We start from the raw sequence: 16277 nt of genomic DNA, 5'->3' as shown, positions 1-16277 counted from the left end.
GTTCAGGGACTACCTCGCTGATGCAAGAGCGTTGAGCTGACGGTTGCTTGATCGGGGCTGAGGTTGGGTGGCCGCCCTCCCAAGCGAAGTCAAAGACGTGTCGCAACGCGGATCAGGTCAGCAACCGCACGAAGGCGGCTGTGCGGCGGCCAGGCGATCACCGTTGTCACGGGCGGGGCGTCCAGGACCGGCACGGCGGCGAGGTCCCGGCGCAGGTCGGCGCCGGCTGACTCGGGAATGACCACAGTGGTACGGCCGAGCGCGATCAGCTGGAAGAGCTGTGTCAGGTTCCGTACCTCTGCGCCCGGCCCTTCTGGGTAGCTGCCGCCGGGACCGGGCCAGCGGGCCATCGGGAGCTTCGGCAGTGTGGTGACGTCTGCCATCCGGACCTGGGAGCGGCCGGCGAGCGGGTGTGAGGCCGGCAGGACCGCGACCTGTCCCTCGGTGTACAGGGTTTCGGTGTCGAGCCCGGCTGCTGAGTCGAAGGGCAGGTGTAGCAGAGCCACGTCGGCTTGTCCGTCCTGCAGCAGCTGCTGGTGCTGGTGTGCCTCGCAGAGCAGCAGCTCGACGGTGGCCGCGCCGGGTTCCGCGGCGTAGGCGTCGAGCAGTTTCGTCAGCAGCTCGCCGGCGGTGCCGGATTTGACGGCGAGGACGAGGCTGGGGTGTGCTGCCGCGGCCCGTTGGGTACGCCGCTCAGCTGCGGTCACTGCGCTGAGGATCGCGCGCCCTTCGGCCAGCAGCACGCCTCCGGCCTCGGTGAGCGTGACCTTGCGGCTGTTGCGTTCCAGCAGTGCGATTCCGAGCCGCCGTTCGAGCTGGATGATCGTGCGGGACAGGGGCGGCTGGGCTATCCCGAGGCGCTGGGCAGCCTTGCCGAAGTGCAGCTCCTCGGCGACGGCGACGAAGTACCGCAGCTCGCGTATTTCCATGAGCCCAGGCTGGATTCAGCGGGACCGGACCCCCGAGCAGGGCGCGGCGATCGCCATCCGGCTGGCGACCCTGTCGGACGACGGCCCGACCGGCCAGCTGTTCGACGACAACGGGGTCGTACCCTGGTGACCTGACCTTCGGCTGCGTTCCTCGTCGATCAGACCGCGGCCGCCCTTCAGCCCCACGTACGCCCCGCGAAGATCGCTGTCGTGCGCCGTAAGGGCTCCCGGCTGATCGTGGGCACGACGCGGCAGTCGACGAGATGGCCCGGCGAGCCTGGACAGGCTCCAGGTGGCGATGCCCGTGATACCCCAACTCTGCGGGGAATGTCCGGGCGATCAGGCGGATGTGCCCACGCACCCGCTCACTGATCGCCCTCCGGCGTCCCCCGCTCCATTGCGGGTCCGGCGCGTCGAAATCCCCGCTCGTTGCACGCGTACGTCACCCGGCCAAGGCTGCGAGCCGGACCACTAGCGTGCCGCGGTGCCTGTGAGATGGGCTCCCGCGAGTTTGCGGAAGGCCGTCACGAGGCGGTCGCGGTCGCCGGCGCGGGTGGCCAGCACGACCTGGCTGGGCTCGACGCCCTCCAGGGGGATCGTGGTGAGGTCGGGGCGCAGCCGGCTGGTGTGCTCGCCGGCCGGGATGATCGCGGCGGCCTGCCCTGTGGCGATGAGCTCCGCCTTGTCCTCGACGGCTTCGATGAGGGGGCCGTCGGGTGCGCGGCTTCCGTCGGGCCGGGGGTCGATGCGCCAGAAGGCGTTCCAGTCCGGGTCCGACACCCGGGGCAGAGGTTCGTCCGCGATGTCGTCAAGGGTGACGGATTCCTTGCCGGCCAGGCGGTGATCGAGGGGCACCACGAGCACGCGGGGTTCGTCGTACAGGACCGTCACGTGCAGTCGGTCGGTCGGGAACGGCAGCCGGGCCACCAACGCGTCCACCCGGTGATCGAGCAGCGCCGCTCGCGCCTCGTCCCATGCCAGGTACGCGGTGCGTACGTCGGCGTCCGGGTGCCGGTGGCGCAACTCACGCACGGCCGGGGTGATGATGAGGTTCGTGGTGTAGCCGATGGTGATCCGGGTGGGCCGGGCGGCGGCCCTCGTCCGCGCCACGGCCTGGGTGGCCGACTGCAGCAGCGTCCTGGCGAGCGGCAGGAAGACTTCACCGGCTTCGGCGAGCTCGGTGCCCTGGGGGGTGCGGTCGAGCAGGCGGACGCCCAGTTGCTGTTCGAGGCGGTGGATCTGCCGGCTCAGGGACGGCTGGGTGGTGTGGAGGGCGGCGGCGGCACGGCCGAAGTGCCGGTGCTCGGCGACGACGGTGAAGCAGTGCACCAGTCGGAGGTCGAGGTTCACCGAAGGCGGTGGCGAGTCGGGCATACCCGCAGCGTAGCTCGCGCGATGGCCATCATGACGTGCGGTGATACGCGAATCGTATGACGCGATACGAAACATTCATTGGATCTTGAGTGCTCTGCCGCCACAGACTGGGTCAGCGGCCGGACACCATCGTGGTGCCGCAGCCGGGCCGCTCATCACAGATGGAGTGCACCATGTCCGCACCTACAGCCCTGATCACCGGCGGAACCAGCGGAATCGGCAAGGCCACCGCCGAGCTGCTGCATGCCCGCGGATACCGGGTGATCGTCACCGGGCAGAATCCCGACACCATCGCCGCAGCCGAGAAGGCACTCCCGGAAGAGATCGTCGTGCTCCGCGCCGACGCCAGGTCCCTGACCGACACCGACCGCGTCACCGAGGAGATCCGGGAGCGCTTCGGCGCTCTGGACGTGCTGTTCCTCAACGCGGGGATCGTCCGGGGACGACCGGTCGCGGCGTTTGACGAAGCCACCTTCGACGACCTGGTCAACGTGAACTTCAAAGGCCAGTTCTTCACCCTCCAGAAGACCCTCCCCTTGCTCAGCGACGGAGGTTCGGTCATCTTCACCGTCGGGATCGGCGCCATTCGCGGGATATCCGGCGGGTCGGTCACCTCCGCCACCAGAGGCGCCCTGCTGTCTCTCGTACCCTCGCTCGCGGTCGAGCTGGCGCCCCGGCGCATCCGGGTCAACGCCGTCAGCCCCGGCGCCGTCGACACCGGGATCTGGGCCAAAGGCGGGCTCCCGCCCGAAGCGATCGAAGCGACCGCCAACGCCACGGCCTCCCGGGTCCCCCTCGGCAGATTGGGGACCAGCGAGGAGATCGCCGAAGTGGTGGCGTTCCTCGCCTCGACCGCAGCCGGTTACATCACCGGCGAGAACATCATCGTCGGCGGCGGAGGCGGGATCGGAGTATAGGGACGCACCCCACGCCGGGGCCGCAGCGTCCTCAGCGGGGTAGGAACAGGCGTCAGTCTGATGCTGAAGTTCTTCGAGCCGGCGGCCCGCTTGGCCCACAGCTTGCCCAGCGGCCGGTCCGGCGTCGACAAGGGATCCGAATGCCCCGACTGGCGGGGATCCGGTGGGTTCCGTAGGATCCGACGGTGCGAGATTCAGGTGAAGACCCCCGGCCTGTCAGGGGCGCCGTGCGTGAGGTGTCGTCGGCTCAGGTGGCGACGCTGTCCTACTCTCCCGACCTCGACGGTCTCGCCGATCCCGGTGAGATCGTGTGGGCGTGGGTGCCGTACGAGGAGGATCCGGCGCGCGGCAAGGACCGGCCGCTGCTCGTCGTGGGCCGTAGCGGGCGCGGGCTCTTGGGCATGATGCTGTCCAGCCGGGGCGACGACGCGCCCGACTGGATGAGCGTCGGCGCGTGGGGGCGCGACGGGAAGGTGTCCTACCTGCGGCTGGATCGAGTGTTCGTGCTGAACGAGGACGACATCCGGCGCGAGGGAGCCGTCATGGACGCCGACCAGTTCGCGCGGGTCGCGGCCCGCCTCATGAAGCTCTACGACTGGTCCGCCGGACGCTGACCCGCCGGCACCACGGCAGGAGTCACGATCGGGTCGCCGCGGCCCGGTCGTCGGGCGCGTTCACCGGGTACGACACGCCCGGCTCACCCGTGCCCCTATCGATCACCAGAACGTCCCGGCCGAGCCCGATCAGCCTGTCATACAGCCATCCGTATTCCCGGCCCATGGCGACCAGCGTTGCGATGAGTACACCCGTCATCCTCTGACGTCGACCCGGCTGCGATCATTGCCGTATGCGTGTTGCAGTCATCGGGAGCGGCATCGTCGGCGCCGCCGCCGCTTACCACCTGAGCGGCCGCGGCGTGTCCGTCACCGTGATCGACGGGGCCTACCAGGGCCAGGCGACGCAGGCGGGGGCGGGCATCGTGTGCCCGTGGGTGGACCATCCGGACGACGAGGACTGGTACCGGCTGACCAGGGAGGGCGCCCGCCGCTATCCCGAGCTCGTCGGCGTCCTCGGCGAGGACATCGGCTACGCCCAGGTGGGGGCGCTCCTGGTGGCAGAGGACCCCGCCGAGCTGGAACCGGTGCGCTCCCTGCTGGCCCGCCGCTACGCGGAGGCGCCGGAGATGGGCGCGGTCACGGACGTGACCGCGCCGTCGGAGCTGTTCCCGCCGATCGCCGAGGACCTGAGCGCGCTGCTCGTCCCCGGCGCCGCCCGGGTCGACGGGCGCGCGGTGCGGGACGCGCTCCTGGACGCGGCCTTCCGCCAGGGCGCGGAGTCGCGTACGGGGACGGCGATGGTCACGCCGGACGGCCGGGTGCTGGTCCGGGAGGCGCACGAGGCCGACTCGCGCGGCCGGCTGCTGTCCCGGCAGCCTCCGCCCGGGACACGCGGCACCACCGGTGCCCAGGCGTCCTGGCGCCAGGGCGCCCCCGAACCGGCACCACCCGGAAGCCTCCACATCCCGGGCGAAACGGCCACTGAAGAGCGCACGACCGGCCTGGAGGAGGCACGCCCGGAGAGCGCGGCGGTCGTTGAGAGGGAGGCCGGGGGCGAAGGGCCGGTGGCCGGGAGCGAGGCCGAGGGCGATGAGGGAGGCTGGACGCCGATCGAGGCCGATGTGGTGATCGTGGCCGCCGGGGCCTGGACCGGCGAGGTGTGCCGGCCGCTCGGCGTGGAGTTGCCCGTCTTCCCGAGGCGCGGTCAGATCGTGCACGCCACCCTGGACGGCGTCGACACGGCCTGGTGGCCCATCGTGCTGCCCAGGAGCGGGCCGTACCTGCTGGGGTTCCCCGGCTCGCGTGTGGTGGTGGGCGCGACGGTGGAGGACGTCGGGTTCGCGCCGCGGATCACGATGGGCGGGCTGGAGGAGGTGCTGCAGGCGGGGCTGCGGGTGGCGCCCGGCCTGTACGGGGCGACTGTGACGGAGACGAGGGTCGGGCTGCGCCCGGTGTACGCGCCGGGTCCGCCGCTCATCGGCCGCGTCACCGATCGGGTGGTGGTGGCGACGGGCCTGAGCGCGTACGGCCTGACGGCGGGTCCGTTCACCGGCGAGCTCGCCGCCGGGCTGGCGCTCGGCGAGGACGCGCCCATCGACCTGACTCCGTACGGCCCCCCTGGCTGAGGGACGAAACGGCTCTTCTATCATCGAAGCCTCCCCACCGTGCTCGGAGGGGGAGGCGGCCATGCGCCGGTTCGTACTGCTGGTCCTCATGCTGCTGCCGGTCACGGCGTGCGGCGCGACGACGCCGAGAGCCCGTGAGGCCACCGCGCCACCGGGCAAGGCCGACGCCGGGAAGCCGCCGCGCACGCCACCCCGGGAACTCCCGGCGGAGGCGATGCCGCAGGCACCGAAGGTGCCGAGGGCCGCGTCCGGTCATTACGCGGTGGTGCGCGGCGGGGCGGCCCCCAGGCGTGGACGCGGCGCGGTGGTGCGTTACCTGGTGGAGGTGGAGCGGGGGCTGCCGTTCGACGGCCGCGCGTTCGCCGCCGAGGTGCACCGCACGCTGAACGACCCGCGTGGCTGGGCCCGGTTCCGGCGCGTGGACCGTCCGCCGGTGCGGGTCCGCGTGGCCCTGGCCAGTCCGCGCCTGACCGACCGGGGGTGCCGGCCGCTGCGCACCGGCGGCGACCTGTCCTGCTGGAACGGCACCCGCTCGATCATCAACGCCGTCCGCTGGGCCACGGGCGTCCCGCAGTACCTCGGCGACCTGCGGGCATACCGTCAGTACGTGATCAGCCACGAGGTCGGTCACGCCCTCGGCCACCACCACACCGGCTGCCCCGGCCCCGGACGTCCGGCTCCGGTGATGATGCAGCAGTCGAAGTCGCTGGGCCGCTGCAGTCCCAACCCCTGGCCGCACCCTGGCCGCACCGGGAACGGCGAACCGGAGCGGTAGGCCAGGACAAGCGCGTCGCGACATATCGTGGCTGATGGGAACACGGGGGACATCGGGATCAGTTGAGCTGGGTGTAACTGATTCTTGGAGGAGTGTGGCGATGGCAGGTTTTCGGACGGTTCGGCGCATCCTGGCGGGGGGCGCGGCCCTGGCCGCCGCAGGATGGGTGCTGCGGGACGTGCCCGCCGAGCTGGGCGTGCGGCCGCTGACGTCAGGGCCCGACCGGGCTGACAGGATACGGCGCTCACGCCAGTTCAGGGATGGCACGTTCGTCAACCCGATGCCCGAGACGACCACCATGATGACGGCGCCGCCGGTGAGCCTGCTGGGCGAGATGGTCAAGGACAGGGAGCTGCGCCGCCCGCCCGGCCCCATCCCGGTGCGCGTGCCGCCGACCGGCGCCCCCTCGCCGACCGGGCTGGGAGCCATCTGGTACGGCCACGCCTCCACGCTGGTCGAGATCGAGGGGCGGCGGGTGCTGTTCGACCCGGTGTGGAGCGATCGTCCTTCGCCCTCGCAGCTCGTCGGCCCCAGGCGTCACCATCCGCTGCCCGTGGCGCTCAACCGGCTCCCGCAGGTCGACGCCGTCGTGATCTCCCACGACCACTACGACCACCTGGACCTGAACACCGTGCGCGGGCTGACCAGGACGCAGAAGGCGCCGTTCCTGGTGCCGCTCGGCATCGGCGCCCACCTGGAGCGGTGGGGCGTCCCGGCCTACCGGATCATCGAGCTGGACTGGGACGAGGAGGCGCACGTGGCGGGGCTGCGGTTCGTCGCCACGGCCGCCCGCCACTTCTCCGGCCGCACCCTCACCCGCAACGACACGCTGTGGGGCTCGTGGGTGGTGGCCGGCGCCGCCAAGCGGGTCTTCTACGCTGGCGACTCCGGCTACTTCGAGGGCTACAAGGGGATCGGGGCCGCGCACGGGCCGTTCGACCTGACCCTGATGCCGATCGGCGCCTACAACGCCTCCTGGCCGGACATCCACATGGACCCGGAGGAGGCCGTCAACGCCAACCTCGACCTGGGCGGCAAGCTCATGCTGCCGGTGCACTGGGCGACGTTCACCCTGGCGGTGCACCCGTGGGCGGAGCCGGTCGACCGGCTGTGGCGGGAGGCCAAGGCCCGTGACGTCAAGATCGTGGTGCCGCGCCCGGGCGAGGCCGTCGACACCGCCGCCGCCCCGCCGGTCGACGGCTGGTGGAAGACCCTCGGCTGATCACGGGGACGACCGCCGCGGCCTGCGACCGCTCGCCGCGGCGTCGCCGTACGGGCCGCGGCGCTGCGCGAGCGTGGAGGCGATAGCGGCGAGCAGCCAGATCACCGGCCCGGACAGCCCGCCCACCACGTCCACGTGACCCGGGCGGACTGATCGAAGCCGAACCGGCCGCCCAGCTTCGCCGTACAGTCGTGGGGTGAGCAATCTGGAGCGGGAGCCGCGTGAGGTGCGTTGCGGCAGTGCTGGCCGCGGCGGCGGTGGCGAGGAGAGCGAGCTGCTGGAGGGGCGTGCGGTGCCGCTCGGCGGCCCGCGCGCGATGGCCGTCAGCAGGACGCTGCCCAACGTGCGCCGGCGCATGATCGGCGCCTGGTGTTTCGTCGACGCCTACGGTCCCGAGGAGACGGCGATGCGGGTGCCGCCGCACCCGCACACCGGCCTGCAGACGGTGAGCTGGCTGCTCGCAGGCCGGGTGCTGCATCGCGACAGCCTCGGCAACCTGCAGGAGATCCGGCCGGGCAGTCTCAACCTGATGACCGCCGGCCGCGGCATCTCCCACTCCGAGGAGTCGCGGCACGAGGTGCTGCACGGGGTGCAGCTCTGGGTGGCGCTGCCCGGCGAGCGGCGGGACGTGGCGCCCGGCTTCGAGCATCACGCGGCGCTGCCCGTCCGGGCCGGGTCCGGCTTCGCCGCCACCGTGATCATGGGCTCGCTCGGTGGGGAGACGTCGCCGGCCACCATGCACAGCCCGCTCGTGGGGGCGGAGGTGGCGGTCGACGGGAGCGCCGAGGTGCCGCTCGACCCGGCGTTCGAGCACGGGCTGCTGCTGCTCGACGGGGCCATCGAGCCGCTACGGCCAGGCCCCCTGCTCTATCTGCCGCCCGGCCGGGAGAGCGTGCGCGTCAGCGGTCAGGGCCGGATGCTGCTCATCGGCGGCGAGCCGTTCGGCGAGGAGATCGTGATGTGGTGGAACTTCGTCGGCCGCGACCATGACGAGATCGCCGCCTTCCGCAAGGAGTGGACGGAGGGTAGGGGCTTCGGCGCCGTCAAGGGATTCGACGGCGAACCGTTGCCGGCCCCCGCCCTGCCGGGGACCCGCCTGCGGCCACGCGGGCGGGTTCGCTGATCAGTGCCCGTGAACGAACTGATCGCGCGTGCCTGGACTGGGTGAGGAGATCCCGCTCCTGTACGAAGGAAGACCCGGCCTTGTGTACATCTGATCTTCATCTGCCCGTCAACGTCGGCTCATAGCGTGGACGACCATGTCCCGTGAACCCCAGAACACCCGCCAGGACGAATGGTCGGCGTGGGAACCCTATCCGCAGCGGCAGCACTATTGGCCAGGGCTCGGCTTCGAGCGCGTCGACGGGTACGAGGTCGATTACGCCCGGCTGCAGACCATCGGCACGCACCTCATGACCGAGTTCGAGAGCGTTCACCGGCTCCTGCCCAAGCCGGAGCTCGACGACTTCGCCAACCTCATGGGTTACCGCCCGGCGGGGTGGAGTGCCGCCCAGACCTGGACGACCATGGTCGGCGCCTTCGAGGAAGCGCTGTGCTCGCTGACCACGGACGCGATGATGGAGACGGCAGCGGCGGCCAGGGCGGTCGCGACGGCCGGGCGCAACTACGAACTGGTCGACAAGGACCCCCTGCTGTCCAAGCACCAGCTCGGGGGTGGGATCAGCGCTGACCGCTACCGGGTGACCAACGCCTACCCGTCGGGATCGATCGGGCTGCTCGACCCGTATGCGAACTACGACGACCCGATCGAGAGCTTGGTGGTGAACGAGCTCTGGTTGGACCTGGACGACCGTACCTCCGTCTGGCGCCAGCTCATGAGCTGGAGGCCGGAGGGGCTGACCTCCTACGCGAGCACGGTCACCGGCTTCGCCGACGGGCTGGTCGAGGTCACGCACGGGCTGATGTCGCGCGCGCAGGAGATAAGAGACGCGCCCTGGCAGGGGCCCGCGGCCGACCACGCCCAGCAGTCGCTCCGGCAGATCTACGCGAACGTCCGCGGGCTGGCCGCCACCCACGGCCAGGTCGCGCACGGCCTCACCGCCGCCGCCGAGATCATCACGACCGCGCAGAGCCGCTTCGACCTGGTGGTCAACAAGGGCGGCTGGGAGTTCTCCGACCTGTGGCACGGCGACGACGAGGACGCCAGGAACTTCCTCAAGGGGGTAGGCCGGCAGCTCGCGGACGTGCTACGGCAGATGCCGCAGACCGCGCGGATCGACCTGCCCGGCCTCATCCCCGAGGCCCAGCGGGCGACCTACTCCCTGAGCGAGTGACTACCCGATCGGGGTGGTCGGCGGCTCGATCACGCGGTCACGATCGACCGGTTCGCTCACCCCAGCACGTTCCGTGACGTGGAGATGACCATCGGCCAGCGGGTGTATCGGCTAGGCCGCCGCTGCGCGGAAGGCCGCTCAATCCCCCTGCAGACGGCTCACCGGGCGCGAGACTGGTTGAAGCGCAGCATGTTGCCGGAGGGGTCGCGGAAGGCGCAGTCGCGGACGCCGTACGGCTGGTCGATCGGCTCCTGCAGCACCTCGCCACCCGCGGCGCGGACCCGCTCGAAGGTGGCGTCACAGTCGTCGGTCCTGAAGATGATCCCGCGCAGCATGCCCTTGGCCAGCAGCTCCGCCATGGCCTTCCGGTCGGCGGGCGAGGCGTTCGGGTCCGCGAGGGGCGGTTCGAGGACGATGTCCACCTCGGGCTGCGACGGCGAGCCGACGGTCACCCAGCGCATCCCCTCGAACTCGACGTCGTCGCGCACCTCCAGGCCGAGGGCGTCGCGGTAGAAGGCGAGCGCCTGGTCGTGGTCCTCGACGGCGATGAAGCACTGTGAGAGCTGGATGTCCATGGGTTTCACCTTAGGAACGGCGGGCGGCCTTCGCTTCTCCATTCCTGACGGGTCGCGTGTAGATCTTGGCGACGCAGGCCGGGATGGTGGCGCCCTCGTCATGGCTGCGGGCCCGGTAGGCGCTGGGGCTCTCGCCGACCAGCTCGGTGAACCGCGTGCTGAACGACCCCAGGGACGTACAGCCGACCGCGAAGCAGACCTCCGTCACCGTCAGGTCACCCCGGCGCAGCAGCGCCTTGGCCCGCTCGATCCGGCGCGTCATCAGGTAGCTGTACGGCGTCTCCCCGAAGGCGGCGCGGAAGCTGCGGGAGAAGTGGCCCGGTGACATGAGGGCGACCCGCGCCAGCGCCGGCACGTCGAGCGGCTCGGCGTAGTCACGGTCCATCCGGTCGCGGGCCCGGCGCAGCCGGACGAGGTCCTCCAACGTCGTCACCCGACCAGCATCCCACAGCGCCGTGCCGCCGTCTCACCGGAGTTCTCGCTGATCAGAGCGCGAACAGCGCGACTTCGGGCGGTGGCGGCTAGTCGGTGTGGCTGTAGGTGTAGGTCAGGCTGAGGTCCGCCGCCCCGGTCGGGGCGTCGACCAGTACGCGGATCGGGGTGCCGGTGAGGTCCACGACCTGCGCCTGGTGTCGTCGGCCGCCGGGGTCGGGCCGGAGCCAGCAGATCAGGTGGTCGTCGTCGTACCAGTTGGCCAGGTTGGTGCAGCGGGACTCGACACGCTTCAGTTCCTGCCCCGAAAGGGAGTCGTACACGCAGGTGGTGCCCGCGGCGAGGCCGGGGCAGGTGGTGACGAACCTCTTCCCCGACGGTGAGAACAGGTGGTCGGCGAGGCCCGCGCCCACGCCGGGGATGCTCCGCAGGCGGCGGCCGCTGTCGTCGAAGAAGCGCAGGTCCTGCCGGCTGGTCCGGTCGGCCAGGGCCACCACGCCGCCGCCCGAGGGGGCGAAGCCGTAGCGGATGCCGCTCAGGTGGCTCTCCCGGAGTGCGGCGACGGCGGCGGTACGCGTGGGCACGTCCACGATGGCGAAGCCGGTCGACTGCCACGAGGCCTTGACCGGATTGCCGACGTTGAGCAGCAGGCGACGGCCGTCGCGGGACCAGGCCTGGATGTAGGCGCTGAGCGGCCGGCGCACCACGTTGACGCGGGAGGTCCGGCCCGTCTCCCTGTCGGTGATCCTGACGCTGTCGTAGCCGTCGACGTACCGCTTGCCGCGCTGGGCCAGGTATCGGCCGTCGGGCGACAGGACGCTCTCCCACACATCCGGATATTTCCGGAACTCTCCGGTGAGGGAGTTACGGGGGTAGTACACCCACTGCTTGGCCTTCGTGCTGTAGACCGAGTACGTGGTCAGCCTGACAGGGTCGGACGGGTGCTCGAAGAGGGTGGCGTCCGTGCCGGGCAGCGACGAGCCGACCAGGTCCGCCGTCCGCACCGGCGTGGGAGACGGGGTGCCGGCCGGACCGCTCGTCAGGGCGATGGGCCGCACCTCGCGCCCGTCTCCCAGGTCGCTCACCGCGACGACGACCACGGCGCCCGTCGTGACCAGCGCCGCCCCGACCGCGATCGCCGCGACCACCCACCCCCTCCGGCCCTTCTGCCGAGCGGGCCCGGACGACGAGGAGAACGACGGGGGGTAGGTCGGGGAGAACGGCTCACCCACGAAGGACTTCCCGGAGGAGGGCTGGAACGGAGCGCTATCCGAGAACGCCGGGTGCTCCATCAGGCGGAGGATCACCTCCTCGGCGGCCGGCCGGCGGGCCGGGTCCTTCGACAGGCAGGCGGCCACCACGTCGCGTAACGGCCCGGTCAGCCAGGTGAGGTCAGGCTCGTCGTGCAACACCCGCTGAACGACCTCGGGCGCCGACTCCGCGGCGAACGGGCCGACGCCGTCGGCCGCGAAGACCAGGGTGCTCGCCCAGGCGAACATGTCCGCCGCCGGCCCCGCCGGCCGCCCCAGGATCTGCTCGGGGGCCATGAAGGCGGGGGCGCCCACGGGTACGGAGCCGATCGTCGCGTTGGCGTCGAACGCCTTGGCGATGCCGAAGTCGATGACGCGCGGCCCTTCGCCGCCGAGCAGCACATTGTTCGGGTTGAGGTCGCGGTGCACGATTCCGGCCTGGTGGATGGCGGCCAGCGCGGTCACCGTGCCGATGGCCAGCCGGTGCAGCCCGGAGCCCGCCCGGGGCCCCTCCCGCGCCACCGCCTGCCGCAGTGACGGCCCGTCGACGTACTCGCTGACGATGTACGGCCGGCCCTCGTGCACGCCGGTGGCCAGCACCCGCGCCGTGCAGAACGGCGCGACCCGCCGCGCCAGCGCCGCCTCACGGGCGAAGCGCTGGGCGGCCGCCGGATCGCCGGCCAGGTGCGGGCGCAGCCACTTGATCGCCACCTGGCCGCCGTCGGCGTCCACGCCCAGGTAGACGACTCCCTGCTCGCCTTCGCCCAGCCGGCCCCGGATGGCGTACCCGCCGAGCTCGGCGGGATCCTCGGCTCGGCTCTCCATAGCGGGCGACATGTCCCGATTATGGCGGTAATGCGGAACCGGACCTCAGGACAGGCGTTGCGCCTTGCTCAGCAGCCGCTGCGCCACCACGACCAGCGCCAGGAACAACCCGCTGACCACCTGCTGGAAGGCCGAGGTCAGGTTGCCCACCTGGTTGATCAGGCTCTGGATGACCCCCAGCAGCAACACCCCCGCCACCGTCCCGGTGATGCCGCCCGCTCCCCCGGTCAGCAGGGTGCCGCCGATCACCACGGCGGCGATGACGTCGAGTTCGAGGCCGATGCCGAGGATGGTGACGCCGGAGGACAGCCGGGCCGCGTTCAGCGCTCCGGCCAGCCCGGCGAGCAGCGCGGACATGACGTACACGCGGATCTTGGTGGCGGCCACCGGCACGCCCATGAGGGCGGCCGCCTGCTGGTTGCCGCCGATGGCGTAGACGTTCTGGCCGAAGCCGGTCCGTTGCAGCAGCACCATGGCGGCCAGGGCGAGCCCGATCGTGATGTACACGGGGTAGGACAGGCCGAGGATCTGCCCCTGGCCCAGCGCCGCGAAGGCGGGGTCCTTCACCAGGTAGGTGGTGGCGCCCTCGTCGGACAGGGCCAGCATGAGGCCGCGGACACCGAGCAGCCCGGCCAGGGTGACGATGAACGGCTCCATCCCGGTCCTGGCGATGATCACGCCCTGCAGCAGGCCGACGAGCCCGCAGGCGGCCAGGGGCAGGACCAGGGCGACGACGATCCCGTACTGCGAGCCGTACGCCGCGAGCACCCCGCCGAGGACGAACAGCGAGCCCACGGACAGGTCGATCCCGCCACTGATGATCACGAACGTCATGCCGATGGCGATGATCGCCAGGAAGGACGAGGAGACCACGACGCTGGCCGCGTTCCCCGCCGTGGCGAACGAGTCGAAGGCCAGGCTGCCCACGATGACCAGCAGGGCCAGCACCATGAGGGCGCCGTGCTGCTGGAGGGTACGGCTCACCTGTTCGCGAGAGGTCATCGGGTCCCACGCTCCCTGGTGGCGTAGACGGCGGCCAGGATGATCCCGGCCTGGACGATCTGCGTCCACGACTGCGGCAGGTTGTGCTTGATCAGGGTCGCCGCGAGCAGCTGCATGAGCAGGGCGCCCATGACGGTGCTGAGCACCCTGATCCGCCCGCCGGTCAGCGGGGTGCCGCCGACCACGACCGCGGTGATCGCGGACAGCTCGATGAACAGGCCGAGCGAGGTCGGGTCGGCCGCCTGCAGCCTGGCGGTGGCCAGCACGCCGGCCAGCGCCGCGAGCAGCCCGGAGATGACGTACACGATCAGCAGCACGCGCTTGACCGGCAGGCCGGACAGCTCGCTGGCCGTCCGGTTGCCGCCGATGGCGACCACCTGGCGGCCGAAGGTGGTGCGCCGGACCACGAACATCATCACCAGCGTGAGCGCGCCCGCGATGAGCACGATGATCGGGATGCCCGCCACGGAGCTGCTGCCGAGCGCGATCAGGCCGGGGCTGCGGAACTCGACGAGCTGCGGCACGAACACGTTGGCCAGGCCGCGCACCCCGACGAGCAGCGCGAGGGTGGCGACGATCGGCTGGACGCCGACGTAGGCGATCAGCGCCCCGCCCGCCGCCCCGGCGACGGCCCCGCCGACCAGGGCGGCGATCAGCGCCGGCAGCCATCCGTAGCCGAGGTAGAGCACGACCACGGCGGCGGCCAGCGCCATCACGGAGCCGACCGACAGGTCGATGCCCTGGGTGCCGATCACCAGCGCCATGCCGAGCGAGACGATGACGATGGGCGTGACCTGGACGAGCTGGGTGCGGAAGTTGGAGGCGTCCAGGAAATACGGCGTGAACAGCACGTTGAACAGCAACAGCGCCAGCACCGCCGCGTACACGCCGTAGTCCTGCACCCAGGCGTAGACGCGCGGCTTGAGCACCGCCATCCGCTCGCTTCGCGGCGAGGTGAGCTCAGCCATCCGACTGCTCCGCGATCGTTGCCATGATTCTCTCCTCGGTGACGTCGTCGCCGGACAGCTCTCCGACGACCGCGCCCTCGCGCAGCACCAGGATGCGGTCGGCGCCCTCGACGAGCTCCTCCAGGTCGGAGGAGATCAGCAGCACGCCCAGCCCTTCGGCCGCCAGCTCGTCGATCAGCGCCTGCACCTCGGCCTTGGCGCCCACGTCGATGCCGCGGGTGGGCTCGTCGAGCAGCAGCACCTTGGGCCGCACGGCGAGCCAGCGGGCGAGCAGGACCTTCTGCTGGTTGCCGCCGGACAGCTCGGACACGAGCTGGTTCGGCGAGGCGGCCTTGATCCGCAACCGGCGCATGAAGATCTCCACCACCCGGTCGATCTTGGTGTCGGAGACCACGCCGGCCGTGCCGAGCGAGGGCAGCGCGGCCAGCGCGATGTTCTCCCGCACCGACAGCGTCGGGATGATGCCCTCGGCCTTGCGGTCCTCGGGCAGCAGGCTGATGCCCGCCCTGATGGCCGCCTTGGTGGAGCCGCCGCGCAGCGGCAGCCCCGCGACGATCACCTGCCCGCCGTCGAGGGGCATCGCGCCGACGATGGCCTTCGCGGTCTCGGTACGGCCCGCGCCGAGCAGGCCGCCGAGGCCGACCACCTCGCCTGGCCTGACCGATACGTCCACGCCGTCGAGCACGTGGCGCCGGGTGAGCCCGCGGGCTTCGACGGCCGGCTCGGCCTTCTGGTCCACGGACGTCCCGGCGGCGAGGTGCCGGTCGCGGGAGAACTTCGTCACGCCCGCGCCGCGCACCTCACCCAGGTCGCGGCCGAGCATGAGCGAGATGAGCTCCAGCCGCTCCAGCCCGGCCAGCGCGCCGGTGTGCGCCAGCCGCCCGTCGCGGAGCACGGTGACCCGGTCGCACACCTGGTAGAGCTCGTCGAGCCGGTGGCTGACGTACATGACGGCGATGCCGCTGTCGCGCAGCCGCCTGATCACCCCGAACAGCGTCTCGACCTCGCGCGGCTCCAGGGACGAGGTGGGCTCGTCCATGATGACCACCCGCGCGTCCACCGAGACGGCCCTGGCCAGGGCGACCATCTGCTGGGCGCCGATGCCGAGGTCGCGCAGCGGCCGGCGGACGTCGGTCTCGACGCCGTAGCCGGCCAGGACGCGACCGGCCTCGCCGTACATCGCGTTGGCGTCGATGACGCCGAAGCGGCTGCGTGGCTCGCGGCCGAGCAGCAGGTTGCGGGCCACGCTCATCATGGGGACGAGGTTGACCTCTTGGTAGATGGTGGAGATCCCGGCGTGCTGCGCGTCCATGGGTGTGCCGAACACGGCGGGCCGCCCCTGGTGGAGCAGTTCGCCGCCGTCCGGGTGGTACACGCCGGTGAAGACCTTGATCAGCGTGGATTTGCCGGCGCCGTTCTCCCCCACGAGGGCGTGCACCTCGCCCGGGTGAAGGGCGAGGGACACGCCGTCGAGAGCGAGCACGCCGGGGAAGCGCTTGCTGATCCCCTTGGCCTCGAGTACCGCTTCCAAC

The 16277-nt window shown here is 71.5% G+C and carries 18 protein-coding genes; 8 read left to right on the top strand and 10 right to left on the bottom strand.

Annotated elements, in window-relative coordinates; genetic code table 11:
• Positions 1–89: 89 nt before the first annotated feature.
• A complete protein-coding gene (locus ACTMTF_RS05195; RefSeq protein WP_441109472.1) occupies positions 90–929 on the bottom strand; it encodes a LysR family transcriptional regulator in 840 nt (279 codons plus the stop codon).
• On the opposite strand from ACTMTF_RS05195, the gene ACTMTF_RS05190 reads away from it, so the two are divergent.
• Positions 928–1059: a hypothetical protein gene (locus ACTMTF_RS05190; protein ID WP_441109471.1), complete on the top strand. Its 132-nt coding sequence runs from the start codon at positions 928–930 to the stop codon at positions 1057–1059. The genes ACTMTF_RS05195 and ACTMTF_RS05190 overlap by 2 nt on opposite strands.
• 341 nt (positions 1060–1400) lie before the next feature.
• Here the strand turns inward: ACTMTF_RS05190 and ACTMTF_RS05185 are convergent, their stop codons facing one another.
• Positions 1401–2303, bottom strand: coding sequence for a LysR substrate-binding domain-containing protein (locus tag ACTMTF_RS05185; RefSeq protein WP_441109470.1), 903 nt, complete (start codon positions 2301–2303; stop codon positions 1401–1403).
• A gap of 173 nt (positions 2304–2476) precedes the next feature.
• Between ACTMTF_RS05185 and ACTMTF_RS05180 the strand changes: the two genes are divergently transcribed.
• Together ACTMTF_RS05180 and ACTMTF_RS05175 are read left to right on the top strand one after the other, a co-directional pair.
• Positions 2477–3220 carry an SDR family oxidoreductase gene (locus tag ACTMTF_RS05180; protein WP_441109469.1) on the top strand — a complete coding sequence of 248 codons (744 nt, stop codon included), beginning with the start codon at positions 2477–2479 and terminating at the stop codon, positions 3218–3220.
• A 185-nt stretch (positions 3221–3405) separates the two neighbouring features.
• On the top strand, positions 3406–3834 hold the full coding sequence (locus ACTMTF_RS05175) for a type II toxin-antitoxin system PemK/MazF family toxin (RefSeq protein ID WP_441109468.1): 429 nt from the start codon (positions 3406–3408) through the stop codon (positions 3832–3834).
• A gap of 22 nt (positions 3835–3856) precedes the next feature.
• Here ACTMTF_RS05175 and ACTMTF_RS05170 read toward each other — a convergent pair whose 3' ends face one another.
• Positions 3857–4033: a hypothetical protein gene (locus ACTMTF_RS05170; protein ID WP_441109467.1), complete on the bottom strand. Its 177-nt coding sequence runs from the start codon at positions 4031–4033 to the stop codon at positions 3857–3859.
• Positions 4034–4067: 34 nt separating this feature from the next.
• Between ACTMTF_RS05170 and ACTMTF_RS05165 the strand changes: the two genes are divergently transcribed.
• The 3 genes from ACTMTF_RS05165 to ACTMTF_RS05155 all read left to right on the top strand — a co-directional run bounded on the left by ACTMTF_RS05165 (position 4068) and on the right by ACTMTF_RS05155 (position 7399).
• Positions 4068–5402 (top strand): NAD(P)/FAD-dependent oxidoreductase, encoded by a 1335-nt coding sequence (locus tag ACTMTF_RS05165; RefSeq protein WP_441109466.1) that lies wholly within the window; start codon positions 4068–4070, stop codon positions 5400–5402.
• Positions 5403–5463: 61 nt separating this feature from the next.
• Entirely contained in the window at positions 5464–6177 is a 714-nt protein-coding gene (locus ACTMTF_RS05160; protein ID WP_441109465.1) for a DUF3152 domain-containing protein, read from the top strand.
• A gap of 100 nt (positions 6178–6277) precedes the next feature.
• Positions 6278–7399, top strand: coding sequence for an MBL fold metallo-hydrolase (locus ACTMTF_RS05155; RefSeq protein ID WP_441109464.1), 1122 nt, complete (start codon positions 6278–6280; stop codon positions 7397–7399).
• Here the strand turns inward: ACTMTF_RS05155 and ACTMTF_RS05150 are convergent, their stop codons facing one another.
• Positions 7400–7534 carry a hypothetical protein gene (locus ACTMTF_RS05150; RefSeq protein WP_441109463.1) on the bottom strand — a complete coding sequence of 45 codons (135 nt, stop codon included), beginning with the start codon at positions 7532–7534 and terminating at the stop codon, positions 7400–7402. It lies immediately after the preceding gene.
• A gap of 61 nt (positions 7535–7595) precedes the next feature.
• Here ACTMTF_RS05150 and ACTMTF_RS05145 point away from each other — a divergent pair, with 61 nt between their 5' ends.
• Positions 7596–8522, top strand: a complete 927-nt coding sequence (locus ACTMTF_RS05145) for a pirin family protein (protein WP_441109462.1) — start codon at positions 7596–7598, stop codon at positions 8520–8522.
• 136 nt (positions 8523–8658) lie between these two features.
• Positions 8659–9693, top strand: coding sequence for a WXG100 family type VII secretion target (locus ACTMTF_RS05140; RefSeq protein ID WP_441109461.1), 1035 nt, complete (start codon positions 8659–8661; stop codon positions 9691–9693).
• 158 nt (positions 9694–9851) lie between these two features.
• Here ACTMTF_RS05140 and ACTMTF_RS05135 read toward each other — a convergent pair whose 3' ends face one another.
• The 6 genes from ACTMTF_RS05135 to ACTMTF_RS05110 form a co-directional block, all read right to left on the bottom strand.
• Positions 9852–10268: a VOC family protein gene (locus ACTMTF_RS05135; protein WP_441109460.1), complete on the bottom strand. Its 417-nt coding sequence runs from the start codon at positions 10266–10268 to the stop codon at positions 9852–9854.
• Positions 10269–10278: 10 nt separating this feature from the next.
• Entirely contained in the window at positions 10279–10653 is a 375-nt protein-coding gene (locus tag ACTMTF_RS05130; protein ID WP_397001514.1) for a helix-turn-helix transcriptional regulator, read from the bottom strand.
• 136 nt (positions 10654–10789) lie between these two features.
• Positions 10790–12787, bottom strand: a complete 1998-nt coding sequence (locus ACTMTF_RS05125) for a protein kinase domain-containing protein (protein WP_441109459.1) — start codon at positions 12785–12787, stop codon at positions 10790–10792.
• Positions 12788–12820: 33 nt separating this feature from the next.
• A complete protein-coding gene (locus tag ACTMTF_RS05120; protein WP_396999641.1) occupies positions 12821–13777 on the bottom strand; it encodes an ABC transporter permease in 957 nt (318 codons plus the stop codon).
• The gene (locus ACTMTF_RS05115; RefSeq protein ID WP_441109458.1) at positions 13774–14745 is read right to left on the bottom strand and encodes an ABC transporter permease; all 972 of its coding nucleotides are present in this window, start codon (positions 14743–14745) and stop codon (positions 13774–13776) included. Before ACTMTF_RS05115 ends, ACTMTF_RS05120 begins: the two co-directional genes overlap by 4 nt.
• Positions 14738–16276: a sugar ABC transporter ATP-binding protein gene (locus ACTMTF_RS05110; RefSeq protein ID WP_441109457.1), complete on the bottom strand. Its 1539-nt coding sequence runs from the start codon at positions 16274–16276 to the stop codon at positions 14738–14740. Before ACTMTF_RS05110 ends, ACTMTF_RS05115 begins: the two co-directional genes overlap by 8 nt.
• Position 16277: the final 1 nt, after the last annotated feature.

It is taken from the genome of Nonomuraea sp. ZG12 (assembly GCF_052068115.1).
Taxonomy (GTDB): domain Bacteria; phylum Actinomycetota; class Actinomycetes; order Streptosporangiales; family Streptosporangiaceae; genus Nonomuraea.
Note: the sequence above shows the minus strand (reverse complement) of the source record. Positions and strands in the feature narration are given on the sequence as shown.

Bases quoted from the DNA above. Each gene is read 5' to 3' on its own strand.
- ACTMTF_RS05130 (WP_397001514.1), bottom strand. From the start codon at position 10,653: ATGGACCGTGACTACGCCGAGCCGCTCGACGTGCCGGCGCTGGCGCGG.
- ACTMTF_RS05180 (WP_441109469.1), top strand. From the start codon at position 2,477: ATGTCCGCACCTACAGCCCTGATCACCGGCGGAACCAGCGGAATCGGC.
- ACTMTF_RS05195 (WP_441109472.1), bottom strand. From the start codon at position 929: ATGGAAATACGCGAGCTGCGGTACTTCGTCGCCGTCGCCGAGGAGCTG.
- ACTMTF_RS05190 (WP_441109471.1), top strand. From the start codon at position 928: ATGAGCCCAGGCTGGATTCAGCGGGACCGGACCCCCGAGCAGGGCGCG.
- ACTMTF_RS05120 (WP_396999641.1), bottom strand. From the start codon at position 13,777: ATGACCTCTCGCGAACAGGTGAGCCGTACCCTCCAGCAGCACGGCGCC.
- ACTMTF_RS05165 (WP_441109466.1), top strand. From the start codon at position 4,068: ATGCGTGTTGCAGTCATCGGGAGCGGCATCGTCGGCGCCGCCGCCGCT.
- ACTMTF_RS05125 (WP_441109459.1), bottom strand. From the start codon at position 12,787: ATGTCGCCCGCTATGGAGAGCCGAGCCGAGGATCCCGCCGAGCTCGGC.
- ACTMTF_RS05185 (WP_441109470.1), bottom strand. From the start codon at position 2,303: ATGCCCGACTCGCCACCGCCTTCGGTGAACCTCGACCTCCGACTGGTG.
- ACTMTF_RS05155 (WP_441109464.1), top strand. From the start codon at position 6,278: ATGGCAGGTTTTCGGACGGTTCGGCGCATCCTGGCGGGGGGCGCGGCC.
- ACTMTF_RS05160 (WP_441109465.1), top strand. From the start codon at position 5,464: ATGCGCCGGTTCGTACTGCTGGTCCTCATGCTGCTGCCGGTCACGGCG.
- ACTMTF_RS05115 (WP_441109458.1), bottom strand. From the start codon at position 14,745: ATGGCTGAGCTCACCTCGCCGCGAAGCGAGCGGATGGCGGTGCTCAAG.
- ACTMTF_RS05135 (WP_441109460.1), bottom strand. From the start codon at position 10,268: ATGGACATCCAGCTCTCACAGTGCTTCATCGCCGTCGAGGACCACGAC.
- ACTMTF_RS05170 (WP_441109467.1), bottom strand. From the start codon at position 4,033: ATGACGGGTGTACTCATCGCAACGCTGGTCGCCATGGGCCGGGAATAC.
- ACTMTF_RS05140 (WP_441109461.1), top strand. From the start codon at position 8,659: ATGTCCCGTGAACCCCAGAACACCCGCCAGGACGAATGGTCGGCGTGG.